Origin of the sequence: Streptomyces sp. NPDC028722, assembly GCF_040637655.1 — a bacterium.
Lineage (GTDB): Bacteria > Actinomycetota > Actinomycetes > Streptomycetales > Streptomycetaceae > Streptomyces.
In genome coordinates this window covers 81,418-101,425 of sequence record NZ_JBEZWU010000019.1, presented here as the reverse complement: position 1 = coordinate 101,425, position 20,008 = coordinate 81,418, and the positions used below count along the sequence as shown (strand labels likewise).

17 protein-coding genes, 1 pseudogene and 1 riboswitch are annotated in these 20,008 nt (G+C 71.9%); of the genes and pseudogenes, 17 read left to right on the top strand and 1 reads right to left on the bottom strand.

Annotation, left to right across the window (positions count from 1 at the left end):
• Window positions 1-3: 3 nt before the first annotated feature.
• The 15 genes from AB0F03_RS26145 (at window position 4) to AB0F03_RS26075 (ending at window position 15,646) form a co-directional block, all read left to right on the top strand.
• Entirely contained in the window at window positions 4-876 is an 873-nt protein-coding gene (locus AB0F03_RS26145; RefSeq protein WP_361996236.1) for a glycosyltransferase, read from the top strand.
• A gap of 83 nt (window positions 877-959) precedes the next feature.
• Window positions 960-1,889: an ABC transporter permease gene (locus AB0F03_RS26140; protein ID WP_361996122.1), complete on the top strand. Its 930-nt coding sequence runs from the start codon at window positions 960-962 to the stop codon at window positions 1,887-1,889.
• A complete protein-coding gene (locus AB0F03_RS26135) occupies window positions 1,882-2,670 on the top strand; it encodes an ABC transporter ATP-binding protein (RefSeq protein WP_361996121.1) in 789 nt (262 codons plus the stop codon). The genes AB0F03_RS26140 and AB0F03_RS26135 overlap by 8 nt, the downstream gene beginning before the upstream one ends.
• Before the next feature lie 359 nt (window positions 2,671-3,029).
• Complete coding sequence (gene hpnC / locus AB0F03_RS26130; RefSeq protein ID WP_361996119.1) at window positions 3,030-3,926, top strand: squalene synthase HpnC; 897 nt, start codon at window positions 3,030-3,032, stop codon at window positions 3,924-3,926.
• A complete protein-coding gene (hpnD, locus tag AB0F03_RS26125; RefSeq protein ID WP_361996117.1) occupies window positions 3,923-4,885 on the top strand; it encodes a presqualene diphosphate synthase HpnD in 963 nt (320 codons plus the stop codon). Before hpnC ends, hpnD begins: the two co-directional genes overlap by 4 nt.
• Window positions 4,885-5,013 (top strand): DUF6380 family protein, encoded by a 129-nt coding sequence (locus tag AB0F03_RS26120; protein WP_361996115.1) that lies wholly within the window; start codon window positions 4,885-4,887, stop codon window positions 5,011-5,013. The genes hpnD and AB0F03_RS26120 overlap by 1 nt, the downstream gene beginning before the upstream one ends.
• On the top strand, window positions 5,010-6,437 hold the full coding sequence (hpnE, locus tag AB0F03_RS26115) for a hydroxysqualene dehydroxylase HpnE (RefSeq protein WP_361996113.1): 1,428 nt from the start codon (window positions 5,010-5,012) through the stop codon (window positions 6,435-6,437). The genes AB0F03_RS26120 and hpnE overlap by 4 nt, the downstream gene beginning before the upstream one ends.
• Window positions 6,437-7,570 carry a polyprenyl synthetase family protein gene (locus AB0F03_RS26110; RefSeq protein ID WP_361996112.1) on the top strand — a complete coding sequence of 378 codons (1,134 nt, stop codon included), beginning with the start codon at window positions 6,437-6,439 and terminating at the stop codon, window positions 7,568-7,570. Before hpnE ends, AB0F03_RS26110 begins: the two co-directional genes overlap by 1 nt.
• Window positions 7,571-7,685: 115 nt before the next feature.
• Window positions 7,686-9,716 carry a squalene--hopene cyclase gene (gene shc, locus AB0F03_RS26105; RefSeq protein WP_361996110.1) on the top strand — a complete coding sequence of 677 codons (2,031 nt, stop codon included), beginning with the start codon at window positions 7,686-7,688 and terminating at the stop codon, window positions 9,714-9,716.
• Between the two features lies 1 nt (window position 9,717).
• On the top strand, window positions 9,718-10,359 hold the full coding sequence (locus AB0F03_RS26100) for a 1-hydroxy-2-methyl-2-butenyl 4-diphosphate reductase (protein WP_361996108.1): 642 nt from the start codon (window positions 9,718-9,720) through the stop codon (window positions 10,357-10,359).
• 5 nt (window positions 10,360-10,364) lie between these two features.
• On the top strand, window positions 10,365-11,387 hold the full coding sequence (gene hpnH, locus AB0F03_RS26095) for an adenosyl-hopene transferase HpnH (RefSeq protein ID WP_361996107.1): 1,023 nt from the start codon (window positions 10,365-10,367) through the stop codon (window positions 11,385-11,387).
• A 99-nt stretch (window positions 11,388-11,486) separates the two neighbouring features.
• Window positions 11,487-13,385 (top strand): 1-deoxy-D-xylulose-5-phosphate synthase, encoded by a 1,899-nt coding sequence (dxs, locus tag AB0F03_RS26090; protein ID WP_361996105.1) that lies wholly within the window; start codon window positions 11,487-11,489, stop codon window positions 13,383-13,385.
• Window positions 13,382-14,767, top strand: coding sequence for an aspartate aminotransferase family protein (locus AB0F03_RS26085; RefSeq protein ID WP_361996103.1), 1,386 nt, complete (start codon window positions 13,382-13,384; stop codon window positions 14,765-14,767). The genes dxs and AB0F03_RS26085 overlap by 4 nt, the downstream gene beginning before the upstream one ends.
• 136 nt (window positions 14,768-14,903) lie before the next feature.
• Entirely contained in the window at window positions 14,904-15,527 is a 624-nt protein-coding gene (locus tag AB0F03_RS26080; protein WP_361996101.1) for an XRE family transcriptional regulator, read from the top strand.
• The gene (locus tag AB0F03_RS26075; RefSeq protein ID WP_356944375.1) at window positions 15,524-15,646 is read left to right on the top strand and encodes a DUF6126 family protein; all 123 of its coding nucleotides are present in this window, start codon (window positions 15,524-15,526) and stop codon (window positions 15,644-15,646) included. The genes AB0F03_RS26080 and AB0F03_RS26075 overlap by 4 nt, the downstream gene beginning before the upstream one ends.
• Window positions 15,647-15,682: 36 nt before the next feature.
• Here AB0F03_RS26075 and AB0F03_RS26070 read toward each other — a convergent pair whose 3' ends face one another.
• The gene (locus AB0F03_RS26070) at window positions 15,683-16,480 is read right to left on the bottom strand and encodes a tyrosine-protein phosphatase (RefSeq protein WP_361996099.1); all 798 of its coding nucleotides are present in this window, start codon (window positions 16,478-16,480) and stop codon (window positions 15,683-15,685) included.
• Window positions 16,481-16,646: 166 nt separating this feature from the next.
• On the opposite strand from AB0F03_RS26070, the pseudogene AB0F03_RS26065 reads away from it, so the two are divergent.
• Window positions 16,647-18,571, top strand: a pseudogene (locus AB0F03_RS26065) (alpha-galactosidase).
• Between the two features lie 307 nt (window positions 18,572-18,878).
• A riboswitch (cyclic di-AMP (ydaO/yuaA leader) is annotated at window positions 18,879-19,037 on the top strand.
• Between the two features lie 5 nt (window positions 19,038-19,042).
• Complete coding sequence (locus tag AB0F03_RS26060; RefSeq protein ID WP_361996097.1) at window positions 19,043-19,963, top strand: peptidoglycan DD-metalloendopeptidase family protein; 921 nt, start codon at window positions 19,043-19,045, stop codon at window positions 19,961-19,963.
• Window positions 19,964-20,008: the final 45 nt, after the last annotated feature.

Sequence of the window (20,008 nt, the reverse complement as noted above, 5' to 3'; positions counted from 1 at the left end):
GCCGTGAAGGTCGGCGCCGTCATCATCACCATGGGCAACCGGCCCGAGGAGCTGCGGGCCCTGCTCGACTCCGTCGCCAAGCAGGACGGCGACCCCGTCGAGGTCGTCGTCGTCGGCAACGGCTCGCCGGTCCCGGACGTGCCGGCCGGCGTACGCACCATCGAGCTGCCCGAGAACCTGGGCATCCCCGGCGGTCGCAACGTCGGCATCGAGGCCTTCGGTCCCAGCGGCCGCGACGTCGACATCCTGCTCTTCCTCGACGACGACGGCCTGCTCGCCCGGCACGACACCGCCGAGCTGTGCCGGGAGGCCTTCGCCGCCGACCCGGAGCTCGGCATCATCAGCTTCCGCATCGCCGACCCCGGCACCGGCGAGACCCAGCGCCGGCACGTGCCCCGGCTGCGCGCCGCCGACCCGATGCGCTCCTCCCGGGTCACCACCTTCCTCGGTGGCGCCAACGCCGTACGCACCCGCGTCCTCGCCGAGGTCGGCGGCCTGCCGGACGAGTTCTTCTACGCCCACGAGGAGACCGACCTGGCCTGGCGGGCCCTCGACGCGGGCTGGATGATCGACTACCGGTCCGACATGGTGCTGTACCACCCGACGACCGCGCCCTCGCGGCACGCGGTCTACCACCGCATGGTCGCCCGCAACCGGGTCTGGCTGGCCCGCCGCAACCTGCCCGCCCTCCTGGTCCCCGTCTACCTCGGGGTCTGGCTGCTGCTCACCCTCCTGCGCCGCCCCTCGCGGCCGGCCCTGAAGGCCTGGTTCGGCGGGTTCCGGGAAGGCTGGACCACACCGTGCGGTCCGCGCCGCCCGATGCGCTGGCGTACGGTGTGGCGCCTCACCCGACTGGGCCGTCCCCCGGTCATCTGACAAGCTCGTCCGTGAGGGCCCGTGCGTCCGCGGACGCAGGCACCGGACGACGAACGCGAACCCGAAGACGAAAGTTTCCCCCTGTGAGTGAGACCACGCACGACGGCACGGTCGCGGTGACCGCGGCCCCGTCGCCCGACGAGGGACTGACGGCGGACCAGCTGGCCGCCAAGTACGGGCTGACCGTGAGCGGTGCCCGGCCCTCGCTCGTGGAGTACGTCCGTCAGCTGTGGGGGCGCCGCCACTTCATCCTCGCCTTCTCCCAGGCGAAGCTGACGGCCCAGTACAGCCAGGCCAAGCTCGGCCAGCTGTGGCAGGTGGCCACGCCGCTGCTGAACGCGGCCGTGTACTTCTTCATCTTCGGCGTGATCCTGCACGCCAGCCGCGGCATGTCCCGGGACGTCTACATCCCGTTCCTGGTGACCGGCGTGTTCGTGTTCACCTTCACGCAGAGCTCGGTGATGTCCGGCGTCCGCGCGATCTCAGGGAACCTCGGCCTGGTGCGGGCCCTGCACTTCCCGCGCGCCTCGCTGCCGGTCTCCTTCTCGCTCCAGCAGCTCCAGCAGCTGCTGTTCTCGATGATCGTGCTGTTCGTCGTGGCGATCGGCTTCGGCAGCTACCCGAGCGTGTCCTGGCTGCTGATCGTGCCCGTGCTGGTGTTCCAGTTCCTGTTCAACACCGGACTGGCGATGATCGTGGCCCGCATGGGCGCCAAGACGCCGGACCTCGCGCAGCTCATGCCGTTCCTGCTGCGCACCTGGATGTACACCTCCGGCGTCATGTTCTCGATCAACAAGATGATGGAGGGGCGCCCCGAGTGGATCGTCCGGCTGCTCCAGGTCAACCCGGCCGCGATCTACATGGACCTGATGCGGTTCGCGCTGATCGACGGCTACGGCGCCTCGAACCTGCCGCCGCACGTGTGGGCCATCGCCCTGTTCTGGGCCGGGGCGGTCTTCGCCGGCGGCTTCGTGTACTTCTGGAAGGCGGAGGAGCGGTACGGCCGTGGCTGAACACGACAACGGCGAGCGTCGTCCGACGGTCATCGCCGACGAGCTGCACATCGTCTACCGCGTCAACGGCGCCAGGACCGGCAAGGGCAGCGCGACGGCGGCCCTGAGCCGCATCCTGAGGCGCGGTTCCGACGACGCGGCGCGAGGAGTGCGCAAGGTGCACGCCGTGCGGGGGGTGTCCTTCGTCGCCTACCGCGGCGAGGCCATCGGCCTGATCGGCTCCAACGGCTCCGGCAAGTCCACCCTGCTGCGTGCCATCGCCGGCCTGCTGCCCGCCGAGAAGGGCAAGGTCTTCACCGACGGCCAGCCCTCCCTGCTCGGTGTCAACGCGGCCCTGATGAACGACCTCACCGGCGAGCGCAACGTCATCCTCGGCGGCCTGGCCATGGGCATGTCCCGGGAGCAGGTCAAGGAGCGCTACCAGGACATCGTCGACTTCTCGGGCATCAACGAGAAGGGCGACTTCATCACCCTGCCGATGCGGACGTACTCCTCCGGCATGGCCGCCCGGCTGCGGTTCTCCATCGCCGCCGCCAAGGACCACGACGTGCTCATGATCGACGAGGCGCTGGCCACCGGTGACCGCAAGTTCCAGAAGCGCTCGGAGGAGCGCATCCGGGAACTGCGCAAGGAGGCCGGCACGGTGTTCCTGGTCAGTCACAACAACAAGTCGATCCGTGACACCTGCAACCGCGTGCTGTGGCTGGAGCGCGGTGAGCTGCGCATGGACGGGCCCACCGAGGAGGTCCTGAAGGAGTACGAGAAGTTCACGGGCAAGTGACCCGCTTCGGCCAGGGCCCCGCCGGTATGCGTCCGGCGGGGCCCTGCGTCCGCAAAGGAAACGTCAACTCCGGCCGGTGGCAGGAATCTTGGAGTCAATCGGTGTGTTGTTGTGATGTGCAGGACACCCCGGCGGTCCGTGCTGCGTTGTACAACGTAAGCTGTACCGGCGCCGGAAACCGGCAAGTGGGGCGATAACGCGCGACACCCCCCGTCAGGGCGCCGCGCGCGCGGCCGGGCGGCGTGTCCGAAATAGTGTGTATTAGGTCGGCAGTGTAGAACGGGAGATGTGACGGCAATGGCTACGGAGACTCCCCTGCTCGACGCAGCATGTGCCGTCCCCGCCCCGGGCAGCGTGCGATGACGGCCACCGACCCGGCGCCGGACCTGGAACGCGCCACCCTGGACAAGGCCGCGAGCGAGAACTTCCCCGTGGCCCCCTTCTTCCTGCCCCGGGCGTGGCGCGACGACCTCATGGCCGTCTACGGTTTCGCCCGTCTGGTGGACGACATCGGTGACGGTGACCTCGCCCCCGGCGGTGGCGACGCCCGTCTGCTCGGCGTGTCGCCCGAGGCGGCCGAGGACCGGCTGGTCCTTCTGGACGCCTTCGAGACCGACCTGCGCCGCGTCTTCGACGGCACCCCGCGCCATCCGCTGCTGCGCCGCCTGACGCCCACCGTCCGCCGCCACGCCCTCACGCCCGAGCCGTTCCTCGGGCTGATCGCCGCCAACCGCCAGGACCAGCTCGTCACCCGTTACGAGACCTACGACGACCTCCTCGCCTACTGCGAACTGTCCGCCAACCCCGTCGGCCGTCTCGTGCTCGCCGTCACCGGCAGCTCGACCCCCGAGCGCATCCGGCTCTCCGACGCGATCTGCACCGCCCTCCAGATCGTGGAACACCTCCAGGACGTCGCCGAGGACCTCGGCCGCGACCGGATCTACCTGCCCGCGCAGGACATGAAGCGCTTCCACGTGCGGGAGGCGGACCTCGCCGCGAAGACCGCGGGCGCGTCGGTGCGCGCCCTGGTTGCCTACGAGGCACAACGCGCCCGCGATCTGCTGAATGAAGGCGCCCCCCTGGTGGGTAGCGTCAACGGCAGGCTGAAACTGCTGCTCGCAGGGTTCGTGGCGGGGGGGAGGGCGGCGATCCGGGCGATCACCGCCGCCGAATTCGACGTACTTCCCGGCCCGCCCAAGCCCGGCACGCTCCAGTTGCTGCGTGAGGCGGGCGTGATCCTGCGAGGAGAGGGGTGATCCGGACCGTGGATTCTCCGCCGCACGTGTCCGCACCGGTACTCGCCGCCTACAGCTACTGCGAGGCCGTCACCGGGCAGCAGGCCCGGAACTTCGCCTACGGCATCCGGCTGCTGCCGACGGCCAAGCGCCGCGCCATGTCGGCGCTGTACGCGTTCTCCCGGCGCGTGGACGACATCGGCGACGGCGACCTGGCCGACGAGGTCAAACTGGCCCGCCTGGAGGACACCCGGACGCTGCTCGCCCGGGTCAGGGACGGCAAGGTCGAGGAGGACGACACCGACCCGGTGGCCGTCGCCCTCACCCACGCGGCACAGGCCTTCCCGATCCCGCTCGGCGGTCTGGACGAGCTGATCGACGGTGTCCAGATGGACGCGCGCGGCCAGACCTACGAGACCTGGGACGACCTGAAGGTCTACTGCCGGTGTGTCGCCGGTGCCATCGGCCGCCTCTCGCTCGGCGTGTTCGGCACCGAGCCCAGGGCGCGGGGCGCCGAGCGCGCACCCGAGTACGCCGACACCCTCGGTCTCGCGCTCCAGCTCACCAACATCCTCAGGGACGTCCGCGAGGACGCCGAGGACGGCCGTACCTATCTGCCCGCCGACGACCTCGCCAAGTTCGGCTGCTCGGCCGGGTTCCACGGGCCGACCCCACCGGACGGCTCCGACTTCGCGGGTCTCGTGCACTTCGAAGTACGGCGCGCCCGCGCCCTGTTCGCCGAGGGCTACCGGCTGCTGCCCATGCTCGACCGGCGCAGCGGCGCCTGTGTGGCCGCGATGGCCGGTATCTACCGCCGGCTGCTGGACCGCATCGAGCGCGACCCGGAGGCCGTGCTGCGCGGCCGGGTCTCGCTGCCCGGGCACGAGAAAGCCTACGTCGCCGTGCGCGGCCTGTCCGGGCTCGACACCCGGCACGTGACCCGCCATGTCTCCCGGCGCTCCCTCAGGAGGCGCGCCTGATGGACCTCCCGGGACCGGACGGCAGAGGCCGGGCAACCCTCCGCCGCGGCGTGGCGTCCCTCACTGCGACGGCCGGGCGTGCACCGTTCAACCAGCACGCCCGCCCCGCACGGAAGGACGCACGATGAGCGACGGCTCACGCCCCGCACCGGCGCACGCCGCCACCCCGCAGCCGGCGGGCCGCAGCGCCGTCGTGGTCGGCGGTGGACTCGCCGGCGTCACCGCGGCGCTCGCCCTCGCCGACGCCGGTGTCCGCGTCACCCTGCTCGAAGGCAGACCCCGGCTGGGCGGCCTCGCCTTCTCCTTCCGGCGCGGCGAGCTGACCGTCGACAACGGCCAGCACGTCTACCTGCGCTGCTGCACCGCCTACCGCTGGTTCCTCGACCGGATCGAGGGCGCGGCGCTGGCACCGCTCCAGGACCGCCTGGACGTGCCCGTCGTCGACGTCACCAAGCCCGTCGGCAGGCGGCTCGGCCGGCTGCGCCGCGACCCGCTGCCCGTCCCCCTCCACCTGGGGCGCAGCCTGGCCGCCTACCCGCATCTCTCGCTCGCCGAGCGCGCGGCCGTCGGGCGCGCCGCGCTCGCGCTGAAGGGACTCGACCTCGCCGATCCGGCCCTGGACACACAGGACTTCGGCAGCTGGCTGGCCGCGCACGGCCAGTCGGCGCGCGCCATCGAGGCCCTGTGGGACCTGGTCGGGGTCGCCACCCTCAACGCGGTCGCCGGCGACGCCTCGCTGGGACTCGCCGCGATGGTGTTCAAGACCGGTCTGCTCTCCGACCCGGGCGCGGCCGACATCGGCTGGGCCCGCGTCCCGCTGGGCGAACTGCACGACCGGCTGGCCCGCAGGGCGCTCGACTCCGCGGGCGTGCGCACCGAGGTCCGTACACGCGTCACCTCCCTCTCTCTCAACGCGAACGGGGCCTGGAGCGTTCAGGTTCCCGGCGAGACGTTCGAGACCGACGCCGTCGTCCTCGCCGTACCGCAGCGCGAGGCCCACGAACTGCTGCCGTCCGGCGCCCTCGACGCGCCGCGGCGGCTGCTGGAGATCGGCACCGCGCCGATCCTCAACGTCCACGTCGTCTACGACCGCCGGGTCCTGGCCGAACCCTTCTTCGCCGCGCTCGGCACCCCGGTGCAGTGGGTCTTCGACCGCACCGACGCCTCGGGACTGCGCACCGGCCAGTACCTCGCCCTGTCCCAGTCGGCCGCGCAGGACGAGATCGACACCCCGGTCGCCGCACTCCGTGAGCGCTACCTGCCCGAGCTGGCCCGGCTGATCCCGGCGACGCGTACGGCCGTCGTGGAGGACTTCTTCGTGACCCGGGAGCGCGCGGCCACGTTCGCCCCTGCCCCCGGCGTCGGGCGGCTGCGGCCCGGCGCCCGCACCAAGGCCCCCGGCCTGTACCTGGCCGGAGCGTGGACCGCCACCGGGTGGCCCGCGACCATGGAGGGTGCGGTCCGCAGTGGAGTGAGCGCGGCCGACGCCGCGCTCGGCGCTCTGGGCCGGCCCCGCCCCCGCCGCCTCTTCGGATTCGAGGAGGCGGCCTGATGCCCGATCAGCAGGCGGCAGGCCCCCGCACCCCCGGTACCGCAACAAGAGGAGAGACTGTGCCCACTGTGCCCCCGGCCTCGACGCCCGCTCCACGGGCCGCGGTGGACGTGACCGCGCTGCTGGAGCGCGGCCGGACCCTGGCCACACCGGTCCTGCGTGCGGCCGTCGACCGCCTGGCGCCTCCCATGGACACCGTCGCCGCCTACCACTTCGGCTGGATCGACGCCGCCGGCAACCCCGCCGACGGCGACGGCGGCAAGGCCGTCCGTCCCGCGCTCGCCGTTCTCTCCGCCGAGGTCACCGGCGCCGCACCCGAGGCGGGCATCCCGGGTGCGGTCGCCGTCGAACTCGTGCACAACTTCTCCCTGCTGCACGACGACCTGATGGACGGCGACGAGCAGCGCCGGCACCGGGACACCGTCTGGAAGGTGCACGGCCCCGCCCAGGCCATCCTGGTCGGTGACGCCCTGTTCGCCCTCGCCAACGAGGTCCTGCTGGAACTCGGCACCGCCGAGGCCGGCCGCGCCACCCGCCGGCTGACCACCGCCACCCGCGCCCTGATCGACGGTCAGGCGCAGGACATCTCCTACGAGCACCGCGACCGCGTCAGCGTCGAGGAGTGCCTGGAGATGGAGGGCAACAAGACCGGCGCGCTGCTCGCCTGCGCCTCCTCCATCGGCGCGGTCCTCGGCGGCGCCGACGACGCCACCGCCGACGCGCTGGAGCGCTACGGATACCACCTCGGCCTCGCCTTCCAGGCCGTCGACGACCTCCTCGGCATCTGGGGCGACCCGGAGGCCACCGGCAAGCAGACGTGGAGCGACCTGCGCCAGCGCAAGAAGTCCCTGCCGGTGGTGGCCGCGCTCGCGGCCGGCGGCCCGGCTTCGGAGCAGTTGGGTGAGATCCTCGCCGCCGACGCCAAGAGCAGCGACTTCGAGAATTTCTCCGAGGAGGAGTTCGCGGCCCGGGCGGCCCTCATCGAGGAGGCCGGCGGCCGCGAATGGACGGCGCGGGAGGCGCGCCGTCAGCACGCCATCGCCGTCGAGGCCCTCGACGCCGTCGACATGCCCGGCCGGGTGCGGGACTCCTTCACGGCCCTCGCCGACTTCGTCGTCGTACGGAAGAGATGACCGTCATCGGCTCGACAAGCCTCGCGTAGTCGCCGGCCGGTGACGAGTGTCCGGACACCGGCCGACGGCGTTCCCACAGCAGCACGACTTCGCACGACTGCACGAAGGGGAAGCCATGACAGCGACGACCGACGGAAGCACCGGGGCGACCTTGCCGTCCCGCGCTGCCGCGGCCAGCGACACCACCTTCACCGTTCCCGAGACGGCCGGGGTACACGAAGCCGCCGCACGCGCCGCGCAGCGCGCCACCGACTTCCTGCTGGCCCGGCAGGACGCCGAGGGCTGGTGGAAGGGCGACCTGGAGACCAACGTCACCATGGACGCCGAGGACCTGCTGCTGCGTCAGTTCCTGGACATCCTGGACGAGGACACCACGCAGGCCGCCGCCAGGTTCATCCGCGGCGAGCAGCGGGACGACGGCACCTGGGCCACCTTCTACGGCGGGCCCGGCGACCTGTCCGCCACCGTGGAGGCCTACGTCGCCCTCCGGCTGGCCGGTGACGCGCCCGACGCCCCCCACATGGCGAAGGCGTCGGCCTGGGTCCGCGAGCGCGGCGGCATCGCCGCCGCCCGCGTGTTCACCCGGATCTGGCTCGCCCTGTTCGGCTGGTGGAAGTGGGAGGCCCTGCCCGAACTCCCGCCGGAACTCATCTGGTTCCCCACCTGGATGCCGCTGAACATCTACGACTTCGGCTGCTGGGCCCGGCAGACCATCGTGCCGCTCACCATCGTCTCGGCCAAACGCCCGGTCCGTCCGGCGCCCTTCCCGCTGGAGGAGCTGCACACCGACCCGTCCCGGCCCGACCCGCCCAGGCCCCGCGCCCCGCTGGCCAGTTGGGACGGAGCCTTCCAGCGGCTGGACAAGGCGCTGCACCGGCTGCGCGGGGTCGCCCCGCGCCGGGTGCGCAAGGCGGCGATGGACTCGGCGGCCCGCTGGATCATCGAACGCCAGGAGAACGACGGCTGCTGGGGCGGCATCCAGCCCCCGGCCGTGTACTCCATCATCGCCCTCTACCTGCTCGGCTACGACCTCCAGCATCCCGTGATGCGCGAGGGCCTCGCCTCCCTGGACCGGTTCGCGGTCTGGCGCGAGGACGGCGCCCGGATGATCGAGGCCTGCCAGTCCCCGGTGTGGGACACCTGCCTGGCCACCATCGCCCTCGTCGACGCGGGACTCCCGGTCGACCATCCGCAGCTGGTCAAGGCGGCCGACTGGATGCTCGGCGAGGAGATCGTCCGGCCCGGCGACTGGGCCGTCAAGCGCCCTCATCTCCCGCCGGGGGGCTGGGCGTTCGAGTTCCACAACGACAACTACCCGGACATCGACGACACCGCCGAGGTCGCGCTCGCGCTGCGCCGGGTCCGCCACCACGACCCCGAGCGCGTGGACCGGGCCATCGGCCGGGCCGTCCGCTGGAACCTGGGCATGCAGTCGAAGAACGGCGCCTGGGGCGCGTTCGACGCCGACAACACCAGCCCGTTCCCCAACCGGCTGCCGTTCTGCGACTTCGGGGAGGTCATCGACCCGCCGTCCGCGGACGTCACCGCGCACGTCGTGGAGATGCTCGCCGCCGAGGGCCTGGCCCATGACCCGCGCACCCGGCGCGGCATCGCCTGGCTGCTCGCCGAACAGGAGCCCGACGGCTCCTGGTTCGGCCGCTGGGGCGTCAACTACCTCTACGGCACCGGGTCGGTGGTGCCCGCGCTCACCGCGGCCGGACTGCCCGGCTCGCACCCGGCGATCCGGCGGGCCGTGGTCTGGCTGGAGAGCGTCCAGAACGACGACGGCGGCTGGGGCGAGGACCTGCGCTCCTACAAGTACGTCAAGGAGTGGAGCGGCCGGGGCGCCTCCACCGCCTCCCAGACCGGGTGGGCGCTGATGGCCCTGCTCGCGGCGGGTGAGCGGGACTCCAAGGCGGTCGAGCGCGGCATCCGGTGGCTGGCCACCACCCAGCGGGCGGACGGCACCTGGGACGAGCCGTACTTCACCGGGACCGGCTTCCCCTGGGACTTCTCCATCAACTACCACCTCTACCGGCAGGTGTTCCCGCTCACCGCGCTCGGCCGGTACCTGCACGGGGACCCCTTCGAGCGGCAGCCGCTCGCCCGGGCCCGGAAACGGCGCACCGAGGCCAAGGGGGCCTGACGTGAACACCCCGCCCGTCCCCGCCCCGCTGCTGATCGCCTGCGCGCTCGGCATCGAGCACCTCGCCCTGCGCACCGGCGACAGGAGCGGGGCGGACGGGCCGGTCACCTTCGTCCGTACGGGCATGGGCCCCCGTGCGGCGGAACGCTCCGTCACCCGGTACCTCGGTGACCCGGCCCTGGCCGGCGCGGCCGTCCTGGCCACCGGCTTCTGTGCCGGACTCGCCCCCGGCATGCATCCCGGCGACCTCGTCGTCGCCGAGGAGACCCGGGACCCGCGCGGGACCGTCCCGTGCGCGGATACCGCACCGCTGGTGGAGGAACTCGTGCGCCGGCTGCCCGGACGCACGGTGCACACCGGCCCGCTCACCGGCTCCGACCACGTGGTCCGGGGTCATGAGCGGTCCGCTCTGCTCGCGACCGGAGCGATCGCGGTCGACATGGAGTCGGCGGCGACTCTCCTCGCGGCCGTCCGCGCGGGCCCGCGCCCGGCCGCGGCCGTCCGGGTGGTCGTGGACGCTCCCGAACACGAACTGGTCCGGATCGGCACGGTACGCGGTGGAATATCGGCTTTCCGTGTTCTCCGTTCCGTTCTTCCCGCTTTTTTCGAATGGCACCGTTCTTTGTCGCTCCCCCGGAGGTGAGCCAGATGGCCATGCCGTTGCGTCAATCCATCAAGGTCGCTACATACCTGGCTGAACAGAAGCTGCGCAGGCGGGACAAGTTCCCGCTCATTGTCGAGCTCGAACCGCTCTTCGCCTGCAATCTCAAGTGCGAGGGCTGCGGCAAGATCCAGCATCCGGCCGGTGTGCTCAAGCAGCGCATGCCGGTGGCGCAGGCCGTGGGCGCGGTGCTGGAGTCCGGCGCGCCGATGGTGTCCATCGCCGGCGGCGAACCGCTGATGCATCCCCAGATCGACGAGATCGTGCGGCAACTGGTGGCGAAAAGGAAGTACGTCTTCCTGTGCACCAACGCCATGCTGCTGCGCAAGAAGATCGACATGTTCACGCCGTCGCCCTACTTCGCCTTCGCGGTGCACATCGACGGGCTGCGCGAGCGGCACGACGAGTCCGTGGCGAAGGAGGGGGTGTTCGACGAGGCCGTGGAGGCCATCAAGGAAGCGAGACGGCGCGGCTTCCGGGTGACCACCAACTCCACCTTCTTCAACACCGACACCCCCCAGACGGTCATCGAGGTGCTCAACTTCCTCAACGACGACCTCCAGGTCGACGAGATGATGATCTCGCCCGCGTACGCCTACGAGAAGGCACCCGACCAGGAGCACTTCCTCGGCGTCGAGCAGACCCGCGAGCTGTTCAGGAAGGCCTTCGCGGGCGGCAACCGCCGCAAGTGGCGGCTGAACCACTCCCCGCTCTTCCTGGACTTCCTGGAGGGCAAGGTCGACTTCCCGTGCACCGCGTGGGCGATCCCCAACTACTCGCTCTTCGGCTGGCAGCGCCCCTGCTACCTGATGAGCGACGGGTACGTGCCGACGTACCGTGAGCTGATCGAGAAGACCGACTGGGACAAGTACGGCCGCGGCAAGGACCCGCGCTGCGCCAACTGCATGGCGCACTGCGGCTACGAGCCCACGGCCGTCCTCGCCACCATGGGGTCCCTGAAGGAGTCGCTGCGGGCGATGCGCGAGACCGTCTCCGGGAACCGGGACTGACGCGACGGCCGCCGCCGCCCCCCGTACGGGCCGGCGGCGGCCGGGGCGGGGGCGCGACGAGTGGGCCGAGGCAAGGCACGGACCGAGAGGGGGCCGAGCGTGACCATTCTGGAGAGCATCCGGGGACCACGCGACCTGAAGGCGCTGTCCGAGGCGAGACTCGGTGAACTGGCCGAGGAGATACGCGAGTTCCTGGTGCAGGCGGTGTCGCGAACCGGCGGCCACCTCGGGCCCAACCTGGGCGTGGTGGAACTGTCCGTCGCGCTCCACCGGGTCTTCGACTCACCGGTCGACCGCATCCTGTGGGACACCGGTCACCAGAGTTACGTCCACAAATTGCTCACCGGGCGTCAGGACTTCTCGAAACTGCGCGGCAAGGGCGGCCTGTCCGGCTACCCCTCGCGTGCGGAGTCCGAGCACGACGTCATCGAGAACAGTCACGCCTCCACCGCGCTCGGCTGGGCCGACGGCCTCGCCAAGGCCCGCCAGGTGCGCGGGGAGAAGGGTCATGTGGTCGCGGTCGTCGGGGACGGCGCGCTGACCGGCGGCATGGCCTGGGAGGCGCTCAACAACATCGCCGCCGCCAGGGACCGGCCCCTGATCATCGTCGTCAACGACAACGAGCGGTCCTACGCCCCCACCATCGGCGGCCTCGCCGGCCACCTGGCCGCCCTGCGCACCACCGACGGCTACGAGAAGGTCCTCGCCTGGGGCAAGGACGTGCTCCGGCGCGTCCCCGCCGTCGGCACCACGCTCTACGAGTCCCTGCACGGCGCGAAGAAGGGTTTCAAGGACGCCTTCGCCCCGCAGGGCATGTTCGAGGACCTGGGCCTGAAGTACGTCGGCCCGGTCGACGGCCACGACATCGGCGCCGTCGAGTCCGCGCTGCGCCGGGCGAAACGCTTCCACGGGCCCGTCCTGGTCCACTGCCTCACCCAGAAGGGCCGCGGCTACGCACCCGCCCTCGCCCACGAGGAGGACCACTTCCACACCGTCGGCGTGATGGACCCGCTGACGTGCGCACCGCTCGTACCCTCCCGGGGGCCGTCCTGGACCTCGGTGTTCGGCGACGAGATCGTGCGGATCGCGGAGGAGCGGGAGGACGTCGTCGCGATCACGGCGGCCATGCTGCACCCGGTGGGCCTCGGCGCGTTCGCCGAACGCTTCCCGGACCGGGTGTGGGACGTGGGCATCGCCGAGCAGCACGCGGCCGTCTCCGCGGCCGGGCTGGCGACCGGCGGCCTGCACCCGGTCGTCGCCGTCTACGCCACCTTCCTCAACCGCGCCTTCGACCAGCTGCTGATGGACGTCGCCCTGCACCGCTGCGGGGTCACCTTCGTACTGGACCGGGCCGGCGTCACCGGCGTGGACGGCGCCTCCCACAACGGGATGTGGGACATGTCCCTCCTCCAGGTCGTTCCGGGGCTGCGGATCGCCGCCCCGCGCGACACCGACCAGCTGCGCGCGCAGCTGCGCGAGGCGGTCGCCGTGGACGACGCCCCGACCCTGGTTCGCTTCCCGAAGGCGACCGCCGGTCCGCCCGTCCCGGCCCTCGGCCGGATCGGCGGCATGGACGTCCTGCACCGCGCCGCACACCCCGACGTGCTTCTCGTCGCCGTCGGCGTGATGGCCCCCGTGTGCCTCCGGGCCGCCGAGCTGCTCGAAGCCCGCGGCCTCGGCTGCACGGTGGTGGACCCGCGGTGGGTCAAGCCCGTCGACCCCGCCCTGCCCGGACTCGCGGCCGGCCACCGGATGGTTGCCGTGGTCGAGGACAACAGCCGCGCCGCGGGCGTCGGTTCGGCCGTGGCCCTGGCCCTCGGCGACGCCGACGTCGACGTGCCCGTACGGCGGTTCGGTGTCCCGGAGCAGTTCCTCGCACACGCCCGACGCGACGAGGTGCTGGCCGACATCGGCCTCACGCCCGTCGAGATCGCCGGCCGGATCAGCGCCGGCCTGGCCGCCAAGGATGCCGACGGCACAGCCAAGGAGAGTGAATGACCACCGAGTTCGACCTCGGCGCCCTGCTCGCCCAGCGCGGAGCCGAACGCTACGACCTGCACGCCAAGCACCTCAACCCGCAGCTGCCGCGCATGCTGCACACCATCGGCTTCGACAAGGTGTACGAGCGGGCGGAGGGCGCCCACTTCTACGACGCCGACGGCAACGACTACCTGGACATGCTCGCCGGGTTCGGGGTGATGGGGCTCGGCCGGCACCACCCGGTCGTCCGCAAGGCGCTGCACGACGTCCTGGACATGGACCTCGCCGACCTCACCCGCTTCGACTGCCAGCCGCTGCCCGGCCTGCTCGCCGAGCGGCTGCTGGCCCACAGCCCGCACCTGGACCGGGTGTTCTTCGGCAACAGCGGCACCGAGGCGGTCGAGACGGCCCTGAAGTTCGCCCGGTACGCCACCAAGAGGCCCCGCATCCTCTACTGCGACCACGCCTTCCACGGTCTGACCACGGGATCCCTGTCGGTCAACGGCGAGAGCGGCTTCCGGGACGGGTTCGACCCCCTGCTGCCTGACACGGCCGTCCCCCTCGGGGATCTGGACGCGCTCGCCCGGGAGCTGAGCAAGGGTGACGTGGCCGCCCTGATCGTCGAGCCGATCCAGGGCAAGGGCGTGCACGAGACCCCGCCCGGCTATCTGCGCGCCGCCCAGGACCTGCTGCGCCGGCACCGGGCGCTGCTCATCGTCGACGAGGTGCAGACCGGGCTCGGCCGCACCGGCGACTTCTACGCCTACCAGCACGAGGACGGCGTCGAGCCCGACCTGGTGTGCGTGGCCAAGGCGCTGTCCGGCGGCTATGTCCCGGTCGGCGCCACCCTCGGCAAGGAGTGGATCTTCAGGAAGGTCTACTCGTCCATGGACCGCGTCCTGGTGCACTCGGCCAGCTTCGGCTCCAACGCCCAGGCGATGGCGGCCGGTCTGGCCGTGCTGTCGGTGATGGAGAACGAACAGATCGTCGCGGGCGTGCGCAGGACGGGTGAGCTGCTGAAGTCCCGGCTGGCCGCGCTCGTCGACCGGTACGAGCTGCTCGCCGACGTGCGCGGCCGGGGCCTGATGATCGGCATCGAGTTCGGCCGGCCGTCCTCGCTGGCGCTGCGCAGCCGCTGGACCGTGCTCCAGGCGGCGCGCAAGGGACTGTTCGCCCAGATGGTCGTCGTCCCGCTGCTGCAACGGCACCGGATCCTCACCCAGGTCTCCGGCGACCACCTGGAAGTGATCAAGCTCATCCCGCCGCTGATCATCGACGAGGCCGATGTCGACCGGTTCGTGGAGGCCTTCACCGCGGTGATGGACGACGCGCACACCGGCAGTGGCCTGCTGTGGGACTTCGGCAGGACCCTCATCAAACAGGCGGTGGCGAACCGCTGACCCGGGTCTGCCGGGGCGGTCCCCTCTTTTTGAGCGTTCGCATCCAGGCACGATCGGCACGAGGCGCCCGCCCGGGGGTGTTTGCCTCTGAGGCAAGGAAATTGCCGCTCGGGCAAAAATCGGGCTGAATGGAGGCATGAACGCCTCAGACGTCCCGCCGCCGACGGGGCCGGGTGACGATCTGCCCGCCGTCGCGCCCCAGCTGCGCGCCCTGCGCCGGCGTGCGGGGCTGACCCTGGAGGCCACGGCGCATGCCGCCGGGCTCTCGCCGGCCCACCTGTCCCGCCTGGAGACCGGGCACCGCCAGCCCTCGCTGCCGATGCTCCTCGCGCTCGCCCGTATCTACGGTACGACCGTCTCCGAGCTGCTCGGCGAGACGGTCGCCGACCGGGACGCGATCGTGCGGGCCGCCGACATGGAGCCCACGCGGGCGGGCGGATGGACGTATGTGCAGGCCGGGGCGCCCGGCCGCGGTATGCAGGCCCTGCGGGTGCGCGTGCCCCACGGCTCGCAGGGCGACATCGTGCGCGTCCATCCCGGTGAGGAGTGGCTGTACGTCCTGAGGGGGCGGCTGCGGCTGCGCCTCGGCGACGCGGCGCATCTGCTCGCCGCCGGCGACAGCGCGCACTTCGACTCCCTCACCCCGCACCGCCTCGCCGCCGAGGACCAGGACGGCGTCGAGCTGCTGTTCGTCCACACCCTGTTGCAGAGTCCCACGGCCACACTGTGCCTGGGACCGCTGACCGGAGAGCTGCCATGAGCGACTTCGAGACCAAGTTCCCCCGTTCCCTCTGGATCCGGCTGGTCATCTACATCGCCCTCGGGCATGTCCTGGCCGCGTTCCTGTACCTGCTGTTCACGGTGGGCGCCAAGTCGTGAGCCGCCGGGCGCCCACGGCCGGGCCGGCGTCCCCGGTCAGTCCAGCAGGCGCTCGCGGAGCCGTTCGCGGGTCTCGGGGGAGAGGCCCAGGCCCTGGCGCAGGTAGGTGTCGACGTCGCCCCAGGTCTCCTCGATGCTCCCGAAGGCCGCTTCCAGGTATTCGGCGCGGGCGTCGAAGAGCGGGTCGAGCAGCTCCATGACCTGGGGCGTGTACGCGGAGTCCGCACTGCCGCTGCGGCGGACCTTGTAGCGGCGGTGCCTGGCGTTGGACTCCAGGTAGTCCGCGGCGATGGCGTCCCGCTCCACCCCGAGGGCGAGGAGTGTCACCGCTATGGAGATGCCCGCGCGGTCCTTGCCGGCCGCACAGTGCATCAGGGCGGGCACGCTGTCGTCGGCGAGCGCGTGCAGTACCCGGGAGTGCTCGGCGGTGCGCTCCCTGACGATCTTCCGGTAGGAGGCGATCATCCGGGCCGCCCCCTTGCCGTCGTCCAGGATGGCGCGCAGCTGGTCGAGCTCGCCCTCCCGGACCATCGTCCAGAACTCGGCGCCGTCCGCCGGGTCGCTCAGCGGCAGGTTCACGTTCCGCACGCCGGGCAGCTCGACGTCGGCGCCCTCCAGCCGCTGGTCGGCCGCGTTGCGGAAGTCGAAGACCGTGTGCAGGCCCAGGGAGGCGAGGAACGCCGCGTCGTCCTCGGTCGCGTGCGCCAGATGCCCGCTGCGGAACAGCACGCCGTGGCGCACCCGCCGTCCGTCCGTGGTCGGCAGCCCGCCCACGTCACGGAAATTACGCACTCCGGCCAGCTCCGGCTCGGTCGACGGGACCTGCTGCGTCACGGGGGCTCCTCCCGGTCGGCCCCGCCGGCGCGGCTCACCGGCGGGCACTGCGACGACCATACGACATCGATTTCCCCGGGCGACGAGTTGTCCACAGGCATGGTCACGCGCTCCGACGCCCTCGGTGATGTTGGGGTCTGAGCGCATTTGTTGACACCTGCGAGGCATCGATGGTGAATGCCCCGACGACGGCCGTACGTGGCTCCTGTCGGGCCCCGGCAGCAGTTACGCCCTGCACCTCACCGGCGCCGGTGAACTGCTCCATCTGCACCGGGGACCGCGGATCGTCCTCGCCGACGCCGAAGTCCTCGCGGCCGACCCGCTGCCCGGCTACCGGCCCTTCGAGTCCCCGCTCGACGGCCGCGAGGAGTATCCCGTCGAGGGCGGCCCCCGCTTCGTCCGCCCGGCCCTGTCCGTGCGCACGGACGAGCGGCGCGGTACCGAGTGGCGCTCCGTGGCGTACGACACGGAGGGCGACGCGCTGCGGCTCCGCTTCGACGACGACGGCCTGGCCCTCACGCTGCACTACCGGATGCAGGGGGACGTGGTGGAGCGCCGGGTGACCGTCGCGAACGGCGGCCACGCGCCCGTGGAGCTGCTGCGGGCCGACGCTGCCCGACCGCGAGGGCTGGCGGCTGTCCCAGCTGCACGGCCGCTGGGCCGCCGAGTCCCGGCTCACCACCACCCCCCTCACCTACGGCGAGGCCCAGCTCCCGGACGCGCGCGTGCAGATCACCGGCGGCGCCGGGCACGACGACTCGGGCCTGCTGCTCCTACGGCCCGGGGAGTCGTACACCACCCCCGTCTTCGCGGGCCTGTGGAGCGACGACGGCTTCGGCGGCGCGAGCCGCGCCTGGCACGCCTACCAACGCGCGTACGTCGTCCCGGACGCGGACCGGGACCGGCCGGTGCTGTTCAACTCCTGGGAGGCGACCGGTTTCGACATCTCCGAGGAACAGCAGGCCGCCCTCGCCCGCCGGGCGGCCGACATCGGGGTGGAGCTGTTCGTCGTCGACGACGGCTGGTTCGGCGCCCGCACCGGTGACCGCGCCGGACTCGGCGACTGGACGCCCAGTCCGGACCGTTTCCCGCGCGGTCTCGGACCACTCGCCGACCAGGTGCACGATCTGGGCGTGCGGTTCGGCATCTGGGTCGAACCCGAGATGGTCAACCCGGACAGCGATCTCTACCGCGCCCATCCCGACTGGGTCCGGCACCAGCCGGGACGCAGGCGCACGGAACTGCGCAACCAGCTCGTCCTCAACCTCGCCCGCGAGGACGTCCGCGCGTACCTGTGGGAGCGGCTGGACGCCCTGCTGTCCGGCACCCCCATCGACTACGTGAAGTGGGACTTCAACCGCTGCTTCACCGACGCCGGCCGGCCCGGGGAGCCGTACCCGCAGCGCCTGTGGATCGACCACGTCCACGCCCTGTACGCCCTGCTGGACCGGCTGCGCGCGGCCCACCCCCAGGTCGCCTTCGAGTCGTGCTCGGGCGGCGGCGGCCGGATCGACCTCGGTGTGCTGAGCCGCACCGACCAGGTGTGGACCTCCGACAACACCGACCCGCTGGACCGGCTCGCCATCCAGCACGGCTTCAGTCAGTTCCATCCCGCGCGCGTGATGGCCGCCTGGGTCACCGACAGCCCGGACACCCAGCTCGACGGCAGGATGAGTACGCTGCGACTCCGCTTCGTCAGCGCCATGGCGGGCGTGCTCGGCATCGGTGGCGACCTCACCCGGTGGTCCCCGCGGGAGCTGGCCGAGGCCCGGCGGTGGGTGGCGCTCTACAAGGAGATCCGGCCGGTCGTGCAGCGCGGCGAGCTGTACCGGCTGCGGTCCCCGACGGGCGGCCTCGGCGCGGTCCAGTACGTCCTGGGGGGAGGAGGCGGTGGTCCTCGCCTGGCTCCAGGCGCAGCGCTACGGCGAACCGGCGCCGGCGGTCCGGCTGCGCGGACTCGATCCGACAGCCTCGTACGAATGCCGCGAAACGGGGGAAAAGTATCGAGGGACGGTGCTCCTGCACTACGGGTTGCGTGCGGGGCTCAAGGGTGACCTGGATGCGGCGGTTTTCCGGCTGCGTCGTATCTGAGCCGTCTGCCGGAATCGCGGTCTTCCGTCCAAGTCGGAGGGAAATGAGGCGACCTGGGGAGGGCCCGCGTGAGGAGCGTCATATTCGTGACGCCGCGTCACACGTCATGTCCACGTAATGCTGGGCGTCGCAAGGGGAATTGGGGGACGGGGGAGGCGGAAACACACGCAGGGTGACCATGAGTTCCCGTATCCGGTCATCCGAAACACGGGTAGCGGGAACCAGGTGCTTGTTTCCTCGCGTCCCGCTCGCTTACGTTCACCACCAATCCGGACGGAACGCCGAATCCTGCCGCCGCCCGGAGCCCCACACACTTGACCCGCGTCCGGCAGGAGCGGGGGACCCACCAGGTACGACTGCCTGTCCCGGTCTCCGCGACAGGCTTTGGGGTGAAGCCGTGCGGTGCACGGCCGGGCAGCTCCAGCCCGAACCCGACAGCTGACCTCGCAGGCGCCGGAGAGGAACCGCGCCATGTCCGCCAAGGGCAAGCACCGACGTCCCAAGCCCCAGCGTTTCTCCCGCTCCATCGCCGCCGCCGGAACCGGTGGCGCCGCGCTGGCTCTCCCGCTGATCGGGGCCACCGGTGCGCACGCCACGCAGGCCGCTGCCCCCGTGCAGGCCGTGTCCGGCAAGACCGCGCAGTCCCTCCCGGGCACGGCGGACAAGGCCGCCGCGCACCCCGGCACGGATCTGCGCACCTACACGGTCCGCAGCGGTGACTACCTCTCGAAGATCGCCGACGAGCAGCGTGTCAGCGGCGGCTGGCAGCGCCTCTACGACGACAACCGGCAGGCCGTCGGCGCCGATCCGTCGCTGATCCACCCGGGCCTGAAGCTCAGCCTCGGTGCGAAGGCCGCGCAGACCCGCACCGAGACCGCGGCCCCGCGGCACACCCCCGCGGCCCCGAACTCCACCCGGTCCGCCCGGACCTCGCGGTCCGCTCCGTCCTCCGGCTCGGTCTCCACGCCCACCGGTGCCTCCACGGGCTACACCCTCCCGGTGGCCGGCGCGGCCACCGGCACCGGCTACCACGTGCCCGGCGGCATGTGGTCCAGCGGCTACCACACCGGCGTCGACTTCGTCGTCCCGACCGGCACGCCCCTGAAGGCCGTCGCCGCGGGCACCGTCGTCTCCGCCGGCTGGGGCGGCGCGTACGGCAACCAGGTCGTCATCCGGCTGAACGACGGCTACTACGCCCAGTACGGCCACCTCTCCCAGCTCTCCGTCTCGGCCGGCCAGAGCGTCATCCCGGGCCAGCGGATAGGCCTGTCCGGCGCCACCGGCAACGTGACCGGCCCGCACCTGCACTTCGAGATCCGCACGACGCCGGACTACGGCTCCGACATCGACCCGGTCGGCTACCTCCGCCGGCACGGCCTCGCCGTGGGCTGACGCCCACCCCCCGCACCGCCCGCCTAACACGCCACCGAAGGCCGG